Raw genomic sequence first — 22,999 nt, forward strand, 5'->3', positions numbered from 1 at the left:
GCTATTTTATAATCTTATGTCAGAAGCTAGAGTTAAGAAAGTCAAGCCCGATATCCGGGCCATTACGCGGCTCGTTCCGGCGAGCGGGAACCTTGTTCAGGGCCAGTCGGAATTGCCGATCGACCCGCAGCTTGCGGTCGAGGCCGGGCAGATAATTGCGGCGAGCCAAAATCACTACGGCGGCAGCGAGGGCAACGAAGATTTGCGCAAAGCCGTCGCCGCAAAGATCGCCAGATACAACGGCATCGAGATCGATGTTGACGCCCGTCCGTTTGAAGTTATGATAACGAACGGCGGCACGGGAGCTTTGATCGGAATCGCCCAGAGCTATCTTCGCGGCAAGTCGGCACTTGTTTTTGAGCCTTATTATCCTTATCACCGGCGAATACTTGAGGAATTTGGCGGCAAGACGGAAACATTCGAACTCGACGAAAACCTGACGTTCGACAAGGACGCATTGCTCGCCCGCTGCAAAGAGCTAAAGGATCGCACCGAATTTCCGCTCAAGGCGATCATCGTTTGCACGCCCGCAAATCCAAGCGGCAAAGTGATGACGCAAGCCGAACTCGAAGCCGTCGCCGACGTTGCAAAACAGCTCGACCTGCTCGTAATTTCCGACGAGGTTTACGAGCATTACGTCATGGGCGAAAATCCGCACGTTTCCATCGCAAGTTTGCCTGATATGTGGGAGAGGACGATAACCGTCAACTCATTCTCAAAATCGTGGAACATTTCTGGCTGGCGTCTCGGCTACGCCTACGGCAAAGGCGAGCTGATAGCACAGGTAAACAACGCCGCTAATGTGATCTACGTCTGTCCGGCAACGCCGCTCCAGGCTGCTCTCTCTAAGGTTTTGATGGCCGATGACACATATTACCCGCGGCTCCGGGACGATTTTGACGCCAAACGCCGCAGCTTTTCAGAAGGCATTACGGATCTCGGTTTTAAGATCTACGATTCCGGTTCGGCATTCTACCTTTGGGCACGCATTCCCGAAACCTTCAGCGACGCAATTGCGTTTAACGAAATGCTTATGCGCGACGCCGGAGTCGGAATGACGCCCGGCAGCGCCTTTGCTGACAGTGACGATTGGGACGCACACGTCCGCATCTGCATCGCTCGCGAAGACAACATCCTCGAAGGTGCGATGGAAAAGCTGCAACGCGTTCTTCGCTAAAATTATCTATTTAAGTGGTGTAATTATGAAACGATCTTTTGCTCTGTTGATTTGCATAAATTTGCTCGTATCTTTGGTCTTTGCCGACGAGGGAATGTGGACCTTCGACAATCCGCCGCTAAAGCAGTGGAAGGAACGCTACAATTTTGAGCCGTCGAAAGAGTGGCTCGATAAGGTGCGGCTTGCCTCGCCAAAGGTGAACGGATCCTCGGCTGTGTTCGTCTCGCCGAACGGCTTGATCGCGACCAATCATCACGTCGCGGCGGGTTATATCGAAAAGGTTTCAAGCAAGGAACGCGACCTTTTGATGCTCGGCTACAATGCGAAAACGCAGGCTGACGAACTGAAAATTCCGGACGCGAGCGCTTCTGTTTTGTTTTCATTCGATAACATCACCACGCGTGTGCACAACGCCGCGAAAATGGGTACAAACGACGCTGACATCGCCGCAAAACGTACAGCCGAGATCGCGGCGATCGAAAAGGATTGTCCTGCGGGCTTGAAGTGCGATGTTGTCTCGCTTTACAGCGGCGGTGAGTATTGGATCTACCGTTTCAAACGTTATACCGACATTCGCCTCGTGATGGCTCCTGAGGAACAGGCTGCGTTCTTTGGCGGCGATTATGACAACTTTGTCTATCCTCGCCACGATCTTGATTTCACGTTTTTGAGAGCTTATGAGGACGGCAAGCCTGCCAGCACGCCGCAATATTTGAAATGGTCTGCAACCGGAGCAGCCGATGGAGAATTCATTTTAGTTTCCGGCTATCCCGGCTCGACGGCACGTTTGCTTACGATCGCACAGCTTGGTTATCAACGCGACATCGGCAATCCTCTGCAGGAACAGGTTTGGAAAATTCGCCGTAAGGCTCTGGAAGATTATTCAAAGCGCGGTGCCGAACAGCTTCGACAGGCAAATCCCGGAATGCGTTCGTTCGCAAATTCGCTCAAGCGTCTTGAAGGCCAGCAAAAAGGCTTGCTCAATCCACGTAATTTTGCGCGCAAAGAGGCAGAGGAAAAAGACCTGCGCGATAAACTTGCTGCGAAACCCGAACTCGATAAACAATACGCACCTGCATGGGCAGCGATCGAAAATGCTTACACCACGTTGCCAACGAGAGCAAAACAGATCGCGTTCTCAAGCCTAAGTTCATCTCAGCTTGCGACCTTTGCACGGCAGATCGTCACTTTCCAGATCGAGACCGCAAAACCCAACGGCGAACGATATCCTGAGTATCGCGATGCCCGGCTAGAAGCCTTCAAAACGTCGCTGCTTTCGCCCGCACCGATCTATGCGGATATGGAAGAAGCAGCGCTGACAGCGTGGTTTGTTGAGGCGAGAAAGGTTCTCGGCGCAAGCGATCCTTTTATCAAAGCTGCTCTCGGTGATGCCGAGCCCTCTGAGGTTGTTGGGCGAGCGGTTCGCGAAACAAAACTCATCAATCCTGCTGATCGAAAGGCACTTCTCGATGGCGGTGCGGCTGCGGTCAATGCTTCGACCGATCCGATGGTCACGCTTGCCCGCCGAGTCGATCCTATCATTCGTGAACTCCGCGAATGGAATGAAAAGAACATCACCAACGTCGAAACCGCCAACGGCACAAAGATCGCCGAGGCTCGGTTTGCGATCTACGGCAAAACGATGCCGCCGGACGCAAATTCACAGCTTCGCATCGAGTATGGTGTGGTGAAAGGCTATGACGAAGACACAACGCTTGTGCCGTATAAAACGACTTTTTTCGGGCTTTATGACAGGGCACTGAGCTTTAACGAAGCCTCGCCATTCAACCTGCCGCCGAGTCTGAAAGCCGCCCGTAACAAGATCGATCTTTCGACGCCGCTCAATTTTGTTTACAGCGCTGACACGATCGGCGGCAACAGTGGCTCGCCCGTCATCAACCGCAAAGGCGAGGTCGTCGGCCTAAATTTTGACAGCAATAACCAAAAGCTCTCAAACCGCTATTGGTACATCGAAGAAGGCGAAGGCTCACGCGCAGTCGGTGTTCACTCGGCAGGGGTCATCGAGTCGTTGAGAAAGGTTTATGATGCCGATGCATTAGTGAGGGAATTACTAGGCAGCTAGACGCCAAAGCAAGCGGCGATCGAAACGGACTTTCCTTTTCGAGTGTGGCCGTAATCCTCACCATCCCAGTTTTCCAGCGAAGCCGATCTTGATTCAAGATCGGCTTTTGTTGCAATGGGAAACAGCTCTCGCCATTCGCTGCAGGCATTTTTCTTTATCGAGCGGCGGACTGAACCAAAGATCGTGAATGCATAGCCGGACGGATTGAGGGCTTCGTTGAGATGATCGGAAACGAACGGTTCGAGCAGCTCTTCGCGCAGGTTTGAAACATTGATCGTCCATTTGCCGTCTTTCAAAATCAAAACCGATGGATGAGTTTTATTGCCGATTGAAAACGGCTCGGTCAGCCTTTCATAAAATTTCATTCCGGCGTAATTGGCATAGAGATCGGCGTTTGAATACACACCGGAAACGAGAAGACCGAAATATGTTCGCTCGCTTCGTTGTCCCCACTTAATAGCTTTAGTCGTTGCTTGCTCAAGTGTCGCGCCTTTTGACGCAGCTTCTTTCTGAATTTCGTAATACTTGTAGCCTTGCTGAAAAAAATGATCGAGTTTGTCGGTGCCAAATTCGACGCCGAACAGTCGAACGGTCGGGCTGAGCGTGACAAAATCAATCGGTGCCGCGACATAGATCGAACCGAGATAATTTGGTTTGTAAGTCGCGGGGTGTGAGCGGAATTTATGTTTATTCGCCCACCTTCCAATATGTGAATAAAAAATACTTCCGTCGCCGAGCAGTTTGTATAATTCCTTCGCGACCGCATCATTTGAACGAAGGTATGCGAGTTCCTTAATTTCTTTTTCCGCGGAATTACAGCCTGATTGTTTAGTCTGGAAAACTTCGATACAAGCCTGACGCACTGCAATGTCAGCATTGACCTTTGCTACAGCCGCGAGCAGATTTTCCTCGACATATTCCGAAACCTCATCGCCAATGTCCGCGAGCGGCATCGGCGGCAAATTGTATTGATCGGTCTCCATCGCCGAAACCGCAAGCGGCTGCACGACAAAACAGAAACTTAATAGCAGGGAAATCAACGCTTTTAGTTTCATATTGTTAAAAACTTGAAGTTGCAAACTTCACCGCACCTCACGGCTGCATTAAACTATGATGACAGAAGTTCGCATAAGGTTTTGTGGCTGCATTATGAAAAACTCAATATTATTTTTGCTGACGATGATCGTTTTTGTGTTTCAGAGCAATTTGCTCGGACAATCGGTAAAGGCCGAGGTGAAAAGTATCGATGCATACTGCAAGTCGCTTGATGCGGTTGGCAAGAAACGCAAAACGCCGGAATTAGTTTTTGCCGATGTTTCAGGCTTGACTGACAAAACGGAAAAATGGCGCAGCTTTGCATCTGAAAAGGCTCTCGACAAATATCGTGAAGACTCTGAAACCTACAGCATCGCTTATAACTGGCGGAAAAACGGCAAGATCGTAGTATCAAATTTTACGTTTTTTAGCGGCTCCGGCGATTGGGTAAAGTATGTTTATCACTATTTCAGAGAGGACGGAACACTCGCCCGAGTCGAGTCTGAACTCCGCACATTTAATGGCGACTATATCGTTAATCGGCGCCGTCATTTTGATCGCAGCGGGAAGTTGATCAGCAAAACCGAAAAATATCTAGATCTGACGACCAAAAAACCAAAAAAACCTGAGGGCGGCGGAGTGATGGGTGATAATCCGAAGAAAATCGACTATTACAAAACCACAGGCAAATTACCATTCGCCCATTTGTTAAAGAAAAAATAGAAAAATGCACTATCACTTGATCGGAATATGCGGCACGGCGATGGCTAGTCTGGCGGGAATGCTGCAGGCACGCGGACACAAGGTCACCGGCTCGGACCAGAACGTCTATCCGCCGATGTCAACGCAGCTTGAGGCTCTCGGCATAGAAATAATACAGGGCTACAAAGCCGAAAACACGGACCTGCCGCGCGACATAACGGTAGTCGGCAATACGATCATGCGCGGCAATCCGGAGCTTGAAGAAGTGCTCAATCGAAGGCTCGAATATCGCTCGCAGGCCGAGACCGTGCGTGAAGAGTTTATTCGAGGGCGGCGTTCTCTCGTTGTCGCCGGAACGCACGGCAAGACAACGACAACAAGCATCGCGGCGTGGCTTTGCGAGGTCGGCGGCCTCGATCCGACATTTCTTGTCGGCGGCGTCGTGCAGAATTTCGGGCAGAGCTTTCGCGTTGCTGACAGCAATTATTTCGTCATCGAAGGTGACGAATACGATACGGCGTTTTTCGATAAGAAACCAAAGTTTATGTCGTATCTGCCCGAGATCGCCATTGTGAATAATATCGAATTCGATCACGCTGACATCTACAAAGACCTCGACGCGATCAAGTGGCAGTTCTCGCGGCTGATGAATCTCGTTCCTGGGAACGGCCGCCTGATCTGCGGCATCGACTCGCCGGCAGTCGGTGAGGTTCTCGCTTCGATGGAAGGGAAGTTGTACACGACGGTTGAAACTTTTGGGCTGTCGTCCGAAGCTAAATGGCAAGCCCGCGACCTTGAGTTTGCGGGCAACGGAACGAGATTCAAAGTTTATTGTGAAGACAAATTGTGGGGCGAATTTACGACGAAAATGATCGGCGAATTCAACGTTCGCAATACGCTCGCTGTCATTATCGCAGCCGATGCGTGGGGCATTTCGCAAGAAAAGATGCAGCAGGCATTCGACACGTTTAAGTCGGTAAAACGTCGTATGGAAGTTCGGGGAGTCGAGCGTGGTGTGACGGTGATAGACGATTTTGCTCATCATCCGACAGCGGTAGATGAAACCCTAAAAGCTCTGCGGCAAAGGTATCCTGACAATCGTGTGATCGCCGTTTTCGAGCCGCGTTCAAGGTCGTCGCGGCTGTCGATCTTTGAGGAACAATACAAAAGAGCCTTCACACACGCCGATCAAATAATCATCGCCAGCGTCTTTAATCCCGAAGACGCCAAACGATTTGGCGACACGTTGCTCGATGTCGAAAAACTCGTCGCGGACATTGCCGCGTCAGGAAAGACGGCCACAACATTCGCTGATGCCGACGTTATCGTCGAACACCTTGCACCGCTAATGACAGACGGCGACGTTATTGCGGTGATGTCAAACGGCGGCTTTGGCGGTATTCACGAGAAACTTCTCAAAGTCCTGAAAGGAAATTAACCACAAAGTCACGAAGGGCACAAAGAAATTAAAAAAACCTTTATGGCCTTCGTGACTTTGTGGTGAAATCCCTCTTGCCAATCTTGCAAAAATTAGTCATAATTCTTAGAGTTTTTGCTCTCGACAATATCTCGGTTGATATGCCCGTCCGGTTATTTGGGTGACGCTTTTCGGTTCGGTTTTGAGAGTTGGATTGTGGTTTTAGAGTAGTTAATTTTAGTGTAGGGTGCGTCGCCGCTTTTTCGGGAATATCTTCCTTCTGCCTGCCTCTTGCTTCTCTGATTTTGGTTCGAAAATAATAAGGAAAATGAGTACTAAACTATATGTCGGCAACTTGTCATTTCGTGTGACGAGTGAAGATCTGCAGGAATATTTTGGCGCGGCCGGACCGGTCGATTCGGCAAATGTCGTAATGGACCGCGAGACAGGCCGTTCGCGGGGTTTTGGATTTGTGGAAATGGCTTCGGAAGACGCAGCCACAGCAGCGATCTCGCAGTTCAACGGCCAGGAATATGACGGCCGCAATATGGTCGTCAACGAAGCCCGCCCGCGTGAGGATCGCCCCAGAGGCGGAGGCGGCAGAGATCGCGGCGGCTACAGCGGTGGCCGGAATGACAATTACGGCGGCGGTCGTAACGATTACGGCGGCGACCGCTGGTAGTCAGTCAATTTTGCCCTTAAAGTTTGCTAACTGGACGACGATGTCGTCTATGAGTGATGTTCTCCCTCTTGTCTCGGCGATGCCGTTGACAATGACCGATACAACTATCTGTTCTCCTCCGGCTGTCGTAAGGTAGCCGGAGAGAGCCGAAACCTGATCGAGCGTGCCCGTCTTGCCGCGCATGTTTCCCGCTGCTGCGGTTCCCGCAAATCTCCGTGACAAAGTTCCATCAACGCCGCCTACTGTGAGACTGTCGCGCCACACCTGTGCGTTCTTGCTTTGCTTTGTCATGTAGGTGTAAAGCGTTACAACCGCCGAAGGCGTAACCTGATCATGCCGTGACATTCCCGAGCCGTCATAATGCAAAACGGCATCACGCGGAATGCCGATCTGATTAATAAAATCTTTTACGACATTTATGCCAAGCGTCGAACTTTCAGCCGTCGCTGAAGATTGCCGGCCAAGCCGTTCACCAAGCGTCCAAAGAATAGTCTCGGTGAACATGTTCTGACTCGGCTTCATTGTCTTGGCTGCGATCAGACTGAATGGCGGTGATTCGAGCGTTGTGATTTCTACCGGTTCGGAGTTAGGCAGCTTAAATTGATCGATGCGAGTCTTGCCCGTAAACACGATATTCTTTAAGAGCAGCCGCTGCCTCAGCAGTTCGATGAACATCTCAGCGGGACGAGTGATCGCGATGTAACCGGTAAAGCCTTTATCGTTTGAAGGCATCATTCCCGAGATCTCAAGAACATTTCGTCCAAGCGGCTTGAATACCTTTAGCGTTCGCGGCTGGCTGGCTGATGTGGTTGTACAAGTATTAACGATCGGCATCAACGAAGTTTGCGGCAAGATATTTATCACGCACTGGCCGCCGGTCGATGCTCCCGGTTTTACTGTCAGGTCGAGCGCGTTGTTATTCACCGGCAAGGCCGAAATCTCCGCACCGTCATACCACTGCAGGTCGTCCCATTCCCAAGTGTAGGGAACTGCATTGCCTTTGAAGTAACTCTCGTCGCCGACAAGGTCACCTTCGATGCGTTTGACGCCAGCGGCTACTATTTTGTCAACAAGATTGTCGATGCCTTTGTAATAATCGCCATTGTTGAACGCCGTCGAGATAGAAATATCGCCACGTCCAAATATTCGCAAATCGCCTTTGATCGTGCCTGATGCGTCAGGCTTTGCCGCCGCATAAACGCTCGTCACAAATCGAAAATCCGGACCGAGTTTTTCGAGCGCCGCCGCAACCGTAAAATTCTTCATATTCGACGCCGGAATGAAATACTTTTCCGCATCGTTCTCAAATATCACCTTGCCGCTATTCAGCGAAGTGATCTTGATGCCGACACGCCCACGCGCCGCTTCGGGCGAGAGCATTCTATTTCGGATCTTTGCACGCAGATCGTCAAGCGTCTGAACCGGCGTCGGAGATTTTATTGGAGAAGCCGCAGGAGTAGGTGAGGCTGTCGCCCTCGTCGAATTTGGAGCCTGCGCCCAAACCGCAACAGTAGCAAACCCGATTGCCAAAACGATCTGCAACGGCAGAACATCGAACCTAAATCTCTTGACGACCTTCATTGATTGAAGTCTACAAAAAAAGACTCTATTGCAGAAGCCCACACGTTAGTAAGGGCATTTTTATGTAAAAGCCCGCACGTAAGTAAGGGCGATACACTCAACACCGCGTGCATCGCCCCTACACATTTGCGACTCCACGAACTCTAAAACAGTTCGACCTTTCCGTCAGTGACTAAAACTCGCGACTCGCCCTCATTAAACATTATCCGCCCGAACGAGATCGGCGACATCGAACCCACAGCACCAACAGAAGTAAATCTGAGATTCAACAAAACACCATCGCCATCTATCGGATAAGCCCCATAAACAACAACCCTCAAAAGCCCCGGCTCAGTTGCGTTCGTGACAACCAAAAGTCCGCGACTCGCAGTGTCTTTCAAATCAGCCGGCTCAACGATCGGCTGTATCACCGTCGGATCGTATCGCAGATCAAATTCATACGCGATCACGCCCTTATTTGCTATGCCCTGAACATTCACCGGCACAACGATCTCTTTATCAACAGATACGAGTGTCGGCAGCTCAACAGAGATGCCTCTCTCCGGCCCCATTCCTTTGCTGTCCATTGTCCACTGTCCATTGTTAACTTTTCCCGCCGGCCTTGCACCGGTATTGTTCCAGTTTCCCGAAACCTCGCCCATCAGCAGTGCCGAGTAATCTTCTCCTGCGATGCTGCTTGCGACTGATGGATAGTTTTTATTTGTCGGCGTAAATCTCCAGGTCGATGTCGAACCGATACCCGGCGCAGCAAATGGCGGTCCGGCGACAAATTTTGCGATCATCGCTGCATCAAACGACGAAACAACGGAGTTGCCGCTCACATCAGCCACAAGAAGCTGATTGCCTGTCAACTGCGGATTCGGCGGCCCCGCGACATGCTGCGATATTCTCGCCGCATCAAACGAAGTAATGTTGTTCACGCCGCCTGTTTTAGTTGGCGTGACAGTATAAGAACCCGCACCAAAACCCATCAGCGTGTACTGGCCTGCAATTGCTCCGGGAGCCGCAGTCGTCGTCGAAACATTTGTCGAACCTGAGCCGCTTATAAGCACATTCGATACAAACCGCGGATTCGGCGCACCGATCGCGTTGCCATAAGTTATTGTGCCGCTGATTGCCGACGGTGCACTGCTCACCGCCGGTGAAAACTCCGATGAGTTGCCGTCTGTATCTGTCGCAGTCGCGGTCATCATATCACCCGCCGCAAACCCCAGAGCCGCCGCGTTACCTAGATTCTTCTTCTTCCAACCCGGTGTTCCGTTTGAGTAGTCGCTTGCGGTATATTGATCCAAACCGAGCGAACTCACTCCCGCGCCCGAACCGTCTGCCTCGAAAAACTGGACTGTTAATCCGGTCGTTCCATAATTTGAATTTGCTAGTGCAGAATCAACCTGATAATTGACTATCAAGTTTCCGCTACTAATGATGAATGTCATGGTCGGATAGTTCTGCAAATTATTCGGCCCGACATCGGCATCAGTTGGATCGTTCACAGTAAAACCGTCGCCGCCGAGATCGATGCCCGGCAGAGTGTTTCCGGAAATACTATTCGCACCCATACGATTACCGCTGCCCGCAGTCGAATCGATACGGATCCCGTTGCCGCCGTTACCCGAAATGACAAGACCTTCAGCACTCGTCGTTCCGCCTAACGTGTTTCCGCTTGCACCGTTTTCAACGAGAATGCCGTGGCCGCCATTGCCAAAGTTTGTTGAGCCGCTTATCGATTCGGTGGTAGACGTTTTACCCCGCCTCATCGTAGGCGGCAGAACGCCGAGAAAATTCTTCAGAAAAATATTGTCTTCTACTCCGAGGCCCAGCCCGATACCCTCGGCAGTGCTTGCGATGATAATATTTGCGAGTTCGTTCGTTGCGCCGCCGAACGTATTTCCACGAGCCTGTATAAGAACCAACCCCTTGGTGTTGGGTATTGCAAGTTGAGAATTTCCTGCCAAGCCGACCCCATTCCTTTGGAAAATATTTCCTTGCGGCACGACGTCGGTCGATGGATTTTCACGAAGCGTACCCACAAAGATGCCCCAACCTAGATCCGGCGCATGCGTATTACCAGACACCAGATTTGGCCCGTCAACACCGATCAGATTATCCCGGGCGTTTTCGCCGACACCTATCCCAACTCGATTCGGGATAGCGGCGGTTGCGTCTGCGTTCACGCCGACCTTGTTTAGAAATAGTTTATTGCCCGAAGTAAAGGTGTTGCCCGAGGGTGATACGTTCTGCTCTGCAAAAAACGCGGGTGGCGAAATGCCGTCGATACCAATGCCGTCGCCCAAAAGGATTCCCACGTTATTACCGGAAACGAGATTCGATTCGAGCGTGTTATCGCTCGCTCCTGATATACCAATTCCGAGGGCATTGGCGATCGCAGTCGTTCCGTTCGTGTTCGTGCCAACAAAATTCTCCTTGATCAGGTTCATACGCGGCCCCAGGCCAAGTGCAATTCCCACGAACGTATTGCCGGAAACAACATTATTCTTGACCTGAGTGTCCTCAACCTCGCCAACCAAAGCGATGCCGATCTCAGCATTGCCAATATCTGCACTGCCGTTTGTTCCGACAAAGTTGTACTGAATTATATTATCTTCGACCACCGGATTCGGACCGCCGGGTATGTGTACAACTCGAATGCCGCCTTTAGAGTTATGACCGATAATATTTCCGTCGTTTTGAACACCAATGATCTGGGTGTCGGCGAAGCACGAGATGCCGTATGTATTTGGAAGAGCTGCCGTACCGTTGCGTACAACTCCGATAAAGTTTCCGGTTATTGAATTATTGGGACCTGCGGTAGCCGCTAGTCCGATACCCGAAGATTCGGTCGTGAGATTATGGCCGCCGACGACATTCTTTTCGACGAAATTGCCCTGAGCACCACCGGTTACCAAGATTCCGACCTCACCGTTCGACAACACTTCTGTTCCGTTTCCGTTGGTGCCGATCGCATTGTAGCTGACACGGTTATTCGCCGAATTAGCCTGCACGACAACACCTTCCTCCGAATTGCCCGAGATCAGGTTTCCTTTTGTACTTGTAGTAAGGTCGCCGATCGTATTGTCGTTTGCGGCATCGATACCTATGCCAAATTGATTTGGGATAGCCGCCGTTCCATCAAGGTTGGTTCCGATCTTGTTGCCGACGACCACGTTGTTAGCTGAACCCAGCTTCAATGTGACAGCTGTGAAAGTGCTGCCTGAGATCACATTGCCATTCGTGCCTGTATCGCTCCCAACGCGGTTATTGTTAGACGCGTCAACGATCACGCCGTTGCCGTTTGCTATTGCTTCTATTCCCGTAGCGTTGGTGCCGATCAGGTTGCCCGTTACTATATTGTTAGAAGAACCTAAATTAACTACGACTCCCGATCCCGAATTTCCTGAGATCAAATTGCCGGTTCCCGCAACTGTGTCGCCGATCTTGTTGCCGCTCGACGCGGAAATAAAGGCTCCGACGACATTGGGAATAGAGCTTGTTCCCGATACGTTTGTGCCTATCCGATTCCCGAAGATCTTATTACCCGTCGCACCTTCCGAAATGCCGACACCAACATTGCTATTTGAAATAATGTTCCCAAGATTCCCGGTACCGCCGATAGTATTATTGGTCGCTGCCGCTCCTCTGATATCGATCGCTATAACGTGGTCTGAAGCTGTGCCCGCAGCGCTTCCATCCGGGCTAAGATTGAAGTAGCATCTCTCGATCTTAACGCCGCTTGCCTGCAAACCGACCCCAACGGCGAATCGATTTATGGCCATACCTCGCAGGATCGAGTTGGTACTGCCGGCTACAAAACCAACACCTCCAAGGGCGCTATTCCCGCTAAGCTCGATCAAAGGCGTCCCCGAATATCCCGGCTGCGTAGTCGCGTCTATCGTGGCTGTCTCGCTCAACGACGGCAACTGTGTCAGCGTTGTTATCGTATGAGGTCCAACTCCGGGGATGTTGAATGAAATAGTGTCAGGGCCGTCGTTTGCATTCGCGGTCTCGATAGCGGCCCGCAGGCTGCATTGATTGCCCGTTTGTCCAAAGTCGCTATCACACACCTCATCATTAACGTCGGCATCGGCCTGATCCGCCGTTATGTTCACTTCGATCTCGGTTTCGCAGGGCGGCAAATTGAGATCTTCCGTCGGCGTGACATAAACTGTGCCTCGCGGCCCGTTCGTGACGAGGCGGTTGTTGGGAGACCCTAAAAAAACGCTGTTTCCCGAGACCGCGGCGGTCCAGCCGAATACGTCGAATTGAGCCCCGTTGCTTGCTATTATCTTTTGGTGCTGCGTCCAGGGCCCGTCGCACCGAACAAAAGCATAGGCCGCCCCTTTATTGAAGCTCGGTGAGATGTCGTGATACGCGGCACTGATTATCGCGAGATTGCCCGATATCGCAACGGCGAAGCCAAACTGGTCATCGGCCTGCTGGTCGCTGGATGTAAGCTTTTGCATCTGTGTCCAGTTCGCGCCGGTTTCTTTTTTAAAATAGTACGCCGCGCCCCACACCGGCGGGTTAATGCCATCGTGGCCGCCTCGCGAACCTATGATCAAATCGCCGCCCGATATATCGACCGACCATCCGAAATACTCGTAATTTCCCGGGTCGCCCGAGATAAGCTTTTGTTCCTGTGTCCATGTAGTGCCGCTGCGAACAAAAACATACACAGCCCCCGCACCGGTCGCCTTTCCGGGAGCCCCTACGGCGATGCGTTCCTCAGAGATGGCAACCCTCGCGCCGAAAGAGTCATTGGCTGCTGCGTCACTCGCTGAGAGCTGCTGCTGCTGTGCCCAGACACCGCCACTGCGAACCCAAACATAAGCGCTCCCCTGACCAACTGACGCTCCGACCACGGCCGTATCGCCGAAGACGTCAACAGAAGAGCCGAAGCCGGTGCTGTCGGCTCCGTTGAGCGTCTGCTGCAGCGACCAGGTCCCGGCATTCCTCACATAGATATATGCGGCGGGCCCTTGACCGAGAGGAGCCCCCACAATGACTGTATCGCCCGATATGCCAACGGTCATGCCCGTCTGAAGTCCAAAGGGGGGCACCACGACCGGAATGAGCTTCTGCTGAAAATTCCATGTACCGCTCGCGCGTATAAATACATAGGCAGCTAAATTGGAACCTACAACCGCCGTATCCTCCGTGATCGCCACGGACCATCCGAATTGGTCCGAAGTGCTCGCGTCCGGCGCTCTCAGCATCATTTCGGCGGAAGGAATGAGCGTAGGGTCATCATCCTGCATCGCCGCGACGGCCTCATCAAGCGATTCGTAGGAGTCCGCTTTTTTCAGATAATCCTCCGCAGCCTTACCAATGAGTGTCGGCATCATAGGTTCATTTTCTTTGGTCTTGACCGATCTGGTGGTCAGAGCAAAAGATGCCATTGCCAGGGCAGTTAGCACAAGAAGACTGATAAGTGGCAGGTACCCCTTCGGCAAAGCGGTGCTTGCGATCTTTGATCTGCCGCGGAAAGACTTGGTGTTCATAACGATATAAAAGCTCCTTTAACTAATATAAGCGTAAAAATCGCCAGAAAACGGTCAATTTTCTTTTACTCCGTTTAAGTAACCAGCCCGATAGCGATCGCTCGAAGCCGTCGACGGTGCCTCAGACGAAACAAATGTTACCCTCGCTGCATTATTGGAGCCATTGAAGACACCGACGAACACGAATGGAAAACGTTAATGAAGAGAACGACAGAAACTGAATGGAGACGTTTCTAAAAAAGCCCAAAAACCGCCTTTCACCCGATGGCTTTTTGGGGTTCTCCGATGGCTTTTAGGGGGGTCTCCGATGGCTTTTTGGCACTCAAAGATGGCTTTTTGGCAAAAAGAAAATTTTCAATTCTTACAAGCACAATATATTCAACAACTTAACACTGACAATATAACCCCACACTTTAACTCGGTCAGAATATCCGCATTCAAAAAACATCGATTTTGCTAACAAATCGCAATAATGTGGCACGTGCCACATTTAAAATCGGCCATTCTAGCGCAATTTAAAAAATCACTTTTTGGTAAATTTGAAACCCGAAATTTCGACTGGATTATTAAATTGGAAGGAACGATGTTTGATGTTACGATATTACAATTATGCAGCGCATTAAATTTGTAATCCTTGCGTGTTTTTTTGTTTTTGGGATGTTCTGCTATTTGGCAGCACCACAGTTTGCAGGCATCGCAAAAACTACGGTCGGCGGATTGGCCGCTCCGACAGGTGTGATCGCTTCTGACGGCGACTATTCCAATAAAGTAGGGCTGCATTGGGACACGATCCGAGACGCAACGACCTATCGCATCTATCGCAATACGGTTAACAATCCGGCGACCGCAACCGTTCGAGGAACAACCGCAGCGAACTATTTTTTCGACGGAGGCGGCATTCCCGGACAAGCATATTATTACTGGGTTCGTGCAGAGAATGGCTTTACGACGAGCGACCTTAGCTCGCCCGATCAGGGGACTCGAGCGGTCGGCGAGATCGTGCCGGGCGAAGAGCCTTTGCTTCCGCCGCCTGCTCCTTTTGGCAATCAGATCACCGCCGCCAAGGCATACCTTGGCAAGGCATTGTTCTGGGACGAGCAATTGTCTTCGACGCGAACCGTCGCCTGCGGCACTTGTCATCGGCCAGCAAAAGGCGGTTCCGATCCCAGAACAATAGTTGGTGACAGCCGATCTCGTAATCCGGGACCTGACGGCCGGTTCGGTACGCTTGACGACATATTTGGCTCGCCCGGCGTACCGCAAAATTACGCAGACGGCAATTACGGGTTAAATCCCGTTTTTGGTATGCGTGAACAGGTGACGGGCAGAAAGTCGCCGAGCTATTTGAATGCCGGTTATTCACCGGTGGGGTTGTTTTGGGATGGCAGAGCACTTGACACTTTTCGTGATCCGCTTTCGAACAACATACTTTTGACAGATACGGCTTCGTTGGAAAGCCAATCGGTCGGCCCACCGGTTTCAAGTGCGGAAATGGGTCACATGAATCGCGATTGGACACAAGTCGCGGCACGCATAAAGGCCTCGAAACCGCTGGCATTGGCAACGAACATCCCAAGCGGCCTTGCAACATGGATCGGCTCGCGCACATATCCGGAACTCTTCGAAGAGGTCTTTGGAACACCCAGGGTCACGCCCGCTCGAATCGCAATGGCTATCGCAACTCACGAACGGACCTTGTTTTCCGACAGAACTCCGCTTGATCGGGAAATCTACGGTATCGAACCGCTTACGGCTTCAGAACATAATGGCCGACTGCTTTTCACCGGATTTAAGTGCGATTTTTGTCACGCCGGACCTTTGATGACAAACCATAATTTTTTCAACATCGGCGTACGTCCACAGGCGGAAGATGCAGGACGTTTCGCCGTAACAAACGACGAAAATGACCGAGCTGCTTTCAAGACCCCGAATCTGCGCAACGTAGAACTTCGTGGGCCGTTTATGCACAATGGCGGGTTGAGCACGATTGAAGACGTTGTTGAATTTTATGTCCGAGGTGGAGATTTTGCGGCTCCAAATATTCCGCAAGGCGTTATTCATCCGCTTACGATAACGCCTTCCGAAAAGGCCGATCTTGTCGCGTTTCTCAAGCGTCCGCTTACCGATCCGCGCGTCCGGGATGAGCTGCCTCCATTTGATCGGCCTACCTTGTACACAGAGTCTGGCCGAGTGCCGGCGATCTCGGGACGCGGTCGTCCGGGAACAGAATCCACGACACCAGAAATGATCGTGATCGCACCGCCTATCGTCGGCAATCCGAACTTTACCATCGGCATCACAAATGGCCGTAGCGGGGAGCAAGCGACACTTGTTATTGGCTCACAAGACCCTGGTATAGGATATTCGATACCTACAAGCGGATCATTTGCGTTTCAGACTATCACACTGTCCGGTGGAGGTTTCTCTTCGGCCTCGGATGATAGTCTGCCAACAGGTTACGGTTCGATCAATCTCGCAATTCCTGAAGACCCGCAATTGATCGGCCAGACATTTTATGGACGTTGGTATGTGGTTGACCAAAATGCCGTAGGTGGCTTTTCAGTTAGTAAGCGCCTTAAATTCACGATTTTCTAAACATTGCGTTTATTTTCTATGAAATTGGAGTCTTACATCCAAAACGAGATTTGCATGAGTGGTAATCTCGTTGCATCGGGAAAATTGGCTGAAGCGTTTAGGCATCTTGAACGCGCTCACGTACTCGGGCAGGCATCGACCTATCAGCACACTCGGGTTCACTGGCGAATGTTGAAGCTTGGATTTAAGATGCGTTCGCCTCATGAGATTTGGGGACAATTTATTCGCATTATTGGAGCCTCGACCAAGACGCTGCTAGGAGTTTATCCAACAGGAAACACCGGCGGCTCGAATGTTTGGTTCTTCAAGTCAATGCCGATACCTGACGACTTGCGTCAAATACTCAAAAGCTCCAAACTACATTGAGCGATTAACGTGAAAGCATTTAGTTACTTCTTTATCTTCTATATTTTTGTCCTCTTGGCACAGCCGTGTCAGGATATGGCCGCGAATGTTGGCGATTGTCTAAACGGAAAAACTAGTATCGCTCATTTATACTCGTCAAACGAAACAGAAGAAAGTCCAGACCTTTGTTCGCCTTTCTGCGTTTGTTCGTGCTGTAGCCATCCTGTTTCCATTACCCGGCTTACGCTTGGTGTAACGCTTGAAACAACAGTCGCCTTGATCCCAAAACTCACGGATGACTACCATAATCCATCCACAAATACCTACAACAACCTTGTCTGGCAACCGCCAAAAGCCTAACTAGCTAACAAAACTGCGCCCATTTTGTTCCTTGTTATCGAACGAGGAGTTGTAATTTATTTACCTAGTTAGACTTCAGGAGATTATGTACAAAGCAATCTTATTCCTCACCGTCCTTTTGACGGCGCAATCTGTGTTTGCCCAAGACGGCAATACGATAAAAATACGAGTTCAAAACAAGGATACGAGAGAAAACGTCGCCGACGCGACTGTCACCGTAAAGAATACGGAAATAAATGCCAAGACCGATGCGAACGGGAAAGCTGAGTTAAAAAATATCGCCAATGGCGAACAGACCATAGAGATTTTTTCGCCCGGATTTGAAACCGTCGAGCTGAAATTTACTTTTCCGTTAGCTGATACTAGCGAGCGGCTCGTTTTGCTCGAAAACAAAAACGAGATGGGTGAAGTTACTATCACCACGACCCGAACAGGCCGTGAGATCGAAGCCGAGCCATCGCGTGTCGAGGCTATCGACGAAGAAGAGATAGACGAAAAGATAAACATGCGGCCGGCGAATGTCTCGATGGTCCTGCATGAGAGTACAGGTATACAAGTTCAGCAGACATCGGCAACATCGAATACACAAAGTGTTCGTATTCAGGGGCTCGACGGACGTTACACGCAAATCTTGAAAGATGGTTTTCCCGCATTCGGAGGCTTTTCCGGAAGTTTGAGCATTCTTGAGATCCCACCGCTTGATCTTAATCAAGTCGAGATCATCAAAGGACCTGCGGCAACGTTGTTTGGTGGTGATGCGATCGCCGGTGTAGTTAATTTCGTCACTAAGAATCCGGAAGAAAAACCTGTAACAACGCTGATCTTCAATCAGACATCTGCACGTGGCACTGACTTTTCAATATTTAACTCGCGAAAGTTTGAACGTTTTGGTTACACATTGCTTGGGTCGGTTAATTATCAGAGACAATATGATGTGGACGATGATGATTTCACAGAGCTTCCAAATACAAAATCATTTGCTTTCAATCCGAAGTTCATTTTCTACATCGACAAAAGAACAACTTTCACCGTCAGCAACTCGGCCTCGTACCAAAACCGCAAAGGCGGCGACACATTTGTTTTGAACGGTGATTCAAATAACTTTCACCAGTATTTTGAACAGAACAGATCGTTCCGAAACGTTTCGACGTTAAACCTCAACCGTGAATTCGACAATGGCAGCCGATTATTCATCAAGCAAAGTCTTGCCTTCTTTAACCGCGAACTAACGACGCAAAACTACGCTTTCAAAGGCCGTCAGTTTAATTCCTACACGGATGTATCCTACGCAAAAGTGTTTGGCAAACATGCTGTCGTTGTCGGTGGGAGTGCTGTCCACGATCAATTTCGCGAGACAACTCTAAATATTACTTTCGAGCCTCGCAACGAAACCCGTACGACTTTTGGTGCGTTCATCCAAGACACGGTCGATCTTACGGAAAAGTTCTCACTCGAAGCAGGCTTGCGTCTTGATCGCACCTCAAACTATGGCACGTTCCTCTTGCCCCGTGTTTCAGTCCTTTATCGCTTTAGCGGCCATCTGACAACTCGAGTTGGATTTGGCCTTGGCTACAAAACACCGACGATGTTTACAGAAGAAGCCGAGACGCTTTTGTTCCAAAATGTCTTTCCCATTGGAAACAATCTAAAAGCCGAACGCAGCAAAGGCGGAACATTCGACATCAACTATCGAAACACAATCGGCGAAAGGTTCAGCTATGCGCTAAATCAGATGTTCTTCTACACTACAATAACTGACCCGATAGTTTTGCGGCCAGTAGCATTTCTAGGCTACCAATTTCGTAACGAAACATCGCCGATCATCAGCAAGGGTTTTGAGACGAACGCCCGACTGGGATACAGAGTCGCAAAACTGTTTGTCGGCTACACGTTCACCGACGCGAAGGCAGGCTATCTTGCTGGCGACCGTCGTTTGACGTTGCTGCCGAGGCACAAAATAAACTCGGCACTAGTGTTTGAAAAGCATGAGAGTTACAAGACCGGAGCGGAGTTTTATTACGGCAGTCGGCAGACGCTCGACGATCGTTCGTTGACGCGGCAAACATCTGAAGTCGGATTGTTTGGTGAGAAGACTTTCGGTAAATACAGCATTTTTATTAATGCCGAGAATATTTTTGACGAACGGCAAGGGAGATACAGCACCGTCGTTTTTCCGCCACATCAAGAGCCAACATTTGCCGAGCTTTACATGCACACAGAGGGTCGCGTTTTTAACGGTGGTGTGAAGATACGTTTCTAATTAGAGAAATTATTTACATTTAGAATAACCGCAGTCTCGACATGAATCGCAGCCCGAAGCGTGTTCGAGTTGGCCGCCGCATTCGGGGCATTTGCTGATCATGGTGGACATGACGGTTTCTTCGCCGACCATTTTACCAATCGCACGTTCTGATTCGGGTAGATTGTTTAATCGGCGGTCGATCAGCAGCAAACATTCGGCGACGGCTTGCTCAGGCGAAGTGAGGAGCCGTTCGTTAAACCAAACGGCATGAGTGGAGGTTACTTTGTCGAGGCTGTGAGCCACTTCTTTTGCATCAAATCCGCCGCGAAGCATCTTTGATGCCAGCAATCCAACACCGGCACTGATCGGTCCGGCCACAAACACCTCAAGAATACGCTTGCCGTCGTGGTTTACAGTCACGTAAAGATTCTGTGTTTCAAAAGGAATCTGCCAAGTAGATCCTTGTAACTCACGCGGACGCTCGATCCTCTCAGTAGAAAGAGAACCGGTGTAATGGTGAGAAGGTGAGATTTCCTTATCACTTTCTCCGTTTTCCGCTTTCTCACGTTCTTTCGTTTTCATTGAATTAAGCACTTGCCCCTCGCGGCTGCCGTCACGATAATAGCTAACTGCCTTGCATCCGAGTTTACGAGCCAGGTGGTATAACTCATCAACAGATTCGACTGTATCGTCTTTAGCTCCGTTGCAGGTTTTTGAGATCGAATTATCAACGTGCTTCTGCGCTGCTGCGAGCACCTTTACATGTTCGATCGAGTTGATCTTCATTGCCGAAATAAAATGATCGGGCAGAGCATTTTCGTGTTCGACTACATATGCGGCAGCTTCTTTGATCGATTCGTCGTCTCCATGATCGACATCAAGTCCGAGAACTTCGGCTGCGATCGGATGAACATAGGTTCGAGTGCCAAGCGTGTCTTGCCGTACATATGCCCACGAAAAATTTGGCTCAATTCCCGACGATGTTTCGGCAACGAGCGAAATGGTTCCTGTTGGAGCGACAGTGGTCACTTCGTAATTCCTAGGTGTCAGCGGAACGTCGCGCGAAATTCCAAGCTCGTCATAAATAAAGCGGCTGTAGGCTTCTTTATTAGCTTCGAGTTCCGGGAAAACTCCTTTCTCGTGACCCAGACGCAAGCTGGCGATCCACGCTTCGCGTCGGACAAAGCCCATCACCTTTTCCATGAGTTCGATCGACTCGTCGCTGCCATAAGTAATACCGAGCCGCAGGCACAGATCGGCAAAACCCATAATTCCGAGGCCGACCGGTCGCGTTCGTTTTACAACATCATCTATCTCAGGAAGTGGAAAATAGCCTGCATCAACGACGTTATCGAGAAACTGCGTACAGAGTTGAGTAGCACTAGCGAGACGTTCCCATTCGATTTCGCTGGTCGTTTTGTCGAAAAACTTTGCGACATCGATCGAACCAAGGTTGCAGGAATTGTTAAAGTGCAATTGCTGCTCCCCGCACGGATTGCACGCATAAATCGGCCCCATTGACGCCATCATGTGATTGTGGCGATTTACCTCGTCGATAAAGATGATTCCAGGCTCTGCATATTTATGAGCCGAAGCAATAATGCGGTTCCAAATATCGGGAGCATAAACCATGCCAGCCATCGGAGGCTCTTCAGCAGTGCAGTCGCTGAGGTCTGCAGTTTCAAAAGCGAGTCTGTCGGCAAAGGTAACAGTCTTGCCATCAGGCCGCCGGTATACGACATAGTCAGCACCGGTCAAAGAATCGAATATCGGCTGCTGCCACGGTTCACCGTTGAATTCGGTTTGGAACCAAGTGCCGCTGTCGACGGCGTCCATAAAAAGATCTATCACCGTCACTGAAATGTTAAAATTTGTCAGGCTCGTCTGATCGTTTTTGGCGTGGATGAATCGCAGAATATCAGGATGTGACACGCTCAAAATGCCCATATTCGCACCGCGCCGCACACCGCCTTGCTTTACGACCTCAGTCGTCTGATTGACGATATTCATAAAGCTGACCGGGCCGGAAGCAACGCCGCGAGTCGAATTGACCATAGAACCAGCGGGTCGCACAAATTCATAAGTCATGCCGGTGCCGCCGCCGGTTTGATGAATTATAGCTACATGCTGAGCATGTTCCATGATCCCTTCGATCGAGTCGGGAACATTTAGTACAAAGCAGGCCGCGAGCTGGCCTTTTGGCTTTCCGGCATTGACCAGACAAGGCGTGTTTGGGATAAATTCACGCGCAAGCATGACGGCTGTCATGTCGTTGTAAAAGAATTTTTGCTTAACAGGATCGGTCTCCGCTTTGGACACATGGCCGACTACACGGTTGACGATGTCGGCCCATGCCTCGATGGGCTCGCCATTTTCGTCTCTTAGAGAATAGCGTTTGCTGATGACCTTCTGAGCGTTGAGGCCGAGCGGAGCGATATTACGTGCGGATGCTGTTCCGGCACCGTTACCTACGCTATTTTTTTTGCGTAAACCATCTTTAGCCGACTCAAAAACTGTGCTCATACAAACTCCCAAAAGTATTGAAGATTAATTTTCTTGTAACACTATTTTAACACATTTTGAAGCTGAATCGAGGGGCTTGAGAACGGGAATGAAAATCGTCCTCGGTAAGCCTAATCGTAACTGACTTAACTTATTGTGTCAACAAAAATCTTACACAATATCTTGGGCTAAGACTCTTATTTGCAACAACAGAGGGGGTAAGGTGAAGTTGTTGTTTAGATTATGAGATGGGCGTCGTGGGGTTTGTTTTTGTTCAAGTGACACTTCAGGTTTCGCGGTTGATTGTGCCGTATGCACCTCGGAAGTAAACGAGCGGATCGCCGTCACGGACCGTCACATTTTCAACCTGTCCGACAAAGATCGAATGGTCGCCGCCGTGATAGGAGAAGGTCAGACGGCACTCGAGGCTCGCCAAAGCATCTTTCAATACAGGAATGCCTTCGATGCCGGGGTAAAACTCGACATCTTCGAATTTATCCTCAAATGGAGCCGCGAATCTTTCTGATGCATCTGCTTGTGAATCGCGAAGAATGTTTACAACAAAAACGCCCGACTCTTCAAAGGCATAATGGCTAACCGTCGATTTTTCGATGCAGATCAGCACCATCGGCGGATCGAGCGAAACCGAACAAAAAGCCGAGACCGTTATTCCATGCAGTTTGCCTGCCGCATCTTTTGTCGAAACTACGGTGACGCCGCTCGCAAATCGCGAGAGTGCATTTCTGAAATCGTCTTGTGAAATTGGCATATGTCAGAAGC

13 protein-coding genes are annotated in these 22,999 nt (G+C 50.2%); 8 read left to right on the plus strand and 5 right to left on the minus strand.

Going from position 1 to position 22,999, the window contains the following annotated elements:
- The first annotated feature begins 16 nt into the window (after positions 1-16).
- Both IPL32_11725 and IPL32_11730 read left to right on the plus strand, forming a co-directional pair.
- Positions 17-1,177 (plus strand): pyridoxal phosphate-dependent aminotransferase, encoded by a 1,161-nt coding sequence (locus IPL32_11725; protein ID MBK8466491.1) that lies wholly within the window; start codon positions 17-19, stop codon positions 1,175-1,177.
- 25 nt (positions 1,178-1,202) lie between these two features.
- The gene (locus tag IPL32_11730; GenBank protein ID MBK8466492.1) at positions 1,203-3,260 is read left to right on the plus strand and encodes a S46 family peptidase; all 2,058 of its coding nucleotides are present in this window, start codon (positions 1,203-1,205) and stop codon (positions 3,258-3,260) included.
- Here IPL32_11730 and IPL32_11735 read toward each other — a convergent pair.
- Positions 3,257-4,315 carry a hypothetical protein gene (locus tag IPL32_11735; protein MBK8466493.1) on the minus strand — a complete coding sequence of 353 codons (1,059 nt, stop codon included), beginning with the start codon at positions 4,313-4,315 and terminating at the stop codon, positions 3,257-3,259. The genes IPL32_11730 and IPL32_11735 overlap by 4 nt on opposite strands.
- 94 nt (positions 4,316-4,409) lie before the next feature.
- On the opposite strand from IPL32_11735, the gene IPL32_11740 reads away from it, so the two are divergent.
- From IPL32_11740 to IPL32_11750, 3 genes are all read left to right on the plus strand, one after another.
- Positions 4,410-5,018: a hypothetical protein gene (locus tag IPL32_11740; GenBank protein MBK8466494.1), complete on the plus strand. Its 609-nt coding sequence runs from the start codon at positions 4,410-4,412 to the stop codon at positions 5,016-5,018.
- Positions 5,019-5,022: 4 nt separating this feature from the next.
- Positions 5,023-6,435 (plus strand): UDP-N-acetylmuramate:L-alanyl-gamma-D-glutamyl-meso-diaminopimelate ligase, encoded by a 1,413-nt coding sequence (gene mpl / locus IPL32_11745; protein MBK8466495.1) that lies wholly within the window; start codon positions 5,023-5,025, stop codon positions 6,433-6,435.
- 307 nt (positions 6,436-6,742) lie between these two features.
- Positions 6,743-7,096, plus strand: a complete 354-nt coding sequence (locus tag IPL32_11750) for an RNA-binding protein (protein MBK8466496.1) — start codon at positions 6,743-6,745, stop codon at positions 7,094-7,096.
- On the opposite strand, the gene dacB is transcribed toward IPL32_11750, so the two are convergent.
- Positions 7,097-8,677, minus strand: a complete 1,581-nt coding sequence (gene dacB / locus IPL32_11755) for a D-alanyl-D-alanine carboxypeptidase/D-alanyl-D-alanine-endopeptidase (protein MBK8466497.1) — start codon at positions 8,675-8,677, stop codon at positions 7,097-7,099.
- A gap of 143 nt (positions 8,678-8,820) precedes the next feature.
- On the minus strand, positions 8,821-14,175 hold the full coding sequence (locus tag IPL32_11760; protein ID MBK8466498.1) for a hypothetical protein: 5,355 nt from the start codon (positions 14,173-14,175) through the stop codon (positions 8,821-8,823).
- 609 nt (positions 14,176-14,784) lie between these two features.
- Between IPL32_11760 and IPL32_11765 the strand changes: the two genes are divergently transcribed.
- From IPL32_11765 to IPL32_11775, 3 genes are all read left to right on the plus strand, one after another.
- A complete protein-coding gene (locus IPL32_11765) occupies positions 14,785-16,770 on the plus strand; it encodes a hypothetical protein (protein ID MBK8466499.1) in 1,986 nt (661 codons plus the stop codon).
- Positions 16,771-16,824: 54 nt separating this feature from the next.
- A complete protein-coding gene (locus tag IPL32_11770) occupies positions 16,825-17,136 on the plus strand; it encodes a DUF3703 domain-containing protein (GenBank protein ID MBK8466500.1) in 312 nt (103 codons plus the stop codon).
- 424 nt (positions 17,137-17,560) lie between these two features.
- A complete protein-coding gene (locus tag IPL32_11775) occupies positions 17,561-19,735 on the plus strand; it encodes a TonB-dependent receptor (GenBank protein ID MBK8466501.1) in 2,175 nt (724 codons plus the stop codon).
- A gap of 9 nt (positions 19,736-19,744) precedes the next feature.
- Here the strand turns inward: IPL32_11775 and IPL32_11780 are convergent, their stop codons facing one another.
- Together IPL32_11780 and IPL32_11785 are read right to left on the minus strand one after the other, a co-directional pair.
- Positions 19,745-22,240 carry an adenosylcobalamin-dependent ribonucleoside-diphosphate reductase gene (locus tag IPL32_11780; GenBank protein ID MBK8466502.1) on the minus strand — a complete coding sequence of 832 codons (2,496 nt, stop codon included), beginning with the start codon at positions 22,238-22,240 and terminating at the stop codon, positions 19,745-19,747.
- Between the two features lie 265 nt (positions 22,241-22,505).
- Positions 22,506-22,988, minus strand: coding sequence for a flavin reductase family protein (locus IPL32_11785; GenBank protein MBK8466503.1), 483 nt, complete (start codon positions 22,986-22,988; stop codon positions 22,506-22,508).
- Between the last annotated feature and the right edge of the window lie 11 nt (positions 22,989-22,999).

Source organism: Chloracidobacterium sp. (assembly GCA_016711345.1).
In the GTDB taxonomy this organism is placed as follows: Bacteria; Acidobacteriota; Blastocatellia; order Pyrinomonadales; family Pyrinomonadaceae; genus OLB17.

Excerpts from the sequence above, each read along its gene's own strand:
- IPL32_11735 (MBK8466493.1), bottom strand. The coding sequence starts at position 4,315 with ATGAAACTAAAAGCGTTGATTTCCCTGCTATTAAGTTTCTGTTTTGTC.
- IPL32_11740 (MBK8466494.1), top strand. The coding sequence starts at position 4,410 with ATGAAAAACTCAATATTATTTTTGCTGACGATGATCGTTTTTGTGTTT.
- IPL32_11775 (MBK8466501.1), top strand. The coding sequence starts at position 17,561 with ATGTACAAAGCAATCTTATTCCTCACCGTCCTTTTGACGGCGCAATCT.
- mpl (MBK8466495.1), top strand. The coding sequence starts at position 5,023 with ATGCACTATCACTTGATCGGAATATGCGGCACGGCGATGGCTAGTCTG.
- IPL32_11750 (MBK8466496.1), top strand. The coding sequence starts at position 6,743 with ATGAGTACTAAACTATATGTCGGCAACTTGTCATTTCGTGTGACGAGT.
- IPL32_11760 (MBK8466498.1), bottom strand. The coding sequence starts at position 14,175 with ATGAACACCAAGTCTTTCCGCGGCAGATCAAAGATCGCAAGCACCGCT.
- IPL32_11785 (MBK8466503.1), bottom strand. The coding sequence starts at position 22,988 with ATGCCAATTTCACAAGACGATTTCAGAAATGCACTCTCGCGATTTGCG.
- IPL32_11725 (MBK8466491.1), top strand. The coding sequence starts at position 17 with ATGTCAGAAGCTAGAGTTAAGAAAGTCAAGCCCGATATCCGGGCCATT.
- IPL32_11765 (MBK8466499.1), top strand. The coding sequence starts at position 14,785 with ATGCAGCGCATTAAATTTGTAATCCTTGCGTGTTTTTTTGTTTTTGGG.
- IPL32_11770 (MBK8466500.1), top strand. The coding sequence starts at position 16,825 with ATGAGTGGTAATCTCGTTGCATCGGGAAAATTGGCTGAAGCGTTTAGG.
- IPL32_11730 (MBK8466492.1), top strand. The coding sequence starts at position 1,203 with ATGAAACGATCTTTTGCTCTGTTGATTTGCATAAATTTGCTCGTATCT.
- IPL32_11780 (MBK8466502.1), bottom strand. The coding sequence starts at position 22,240 with ATGAGCACAGTTTTTGAGTCGGCTAAAGATGGTTTACGCAAAAAAAAT.
- dacB (MBK8466497.1), bottom strand. The coding sequence starts at position 8,677 with ATGAAGGTCGTCAAGAGATTTAGGTTCGATGTTCTGCCGTTGCAGATC.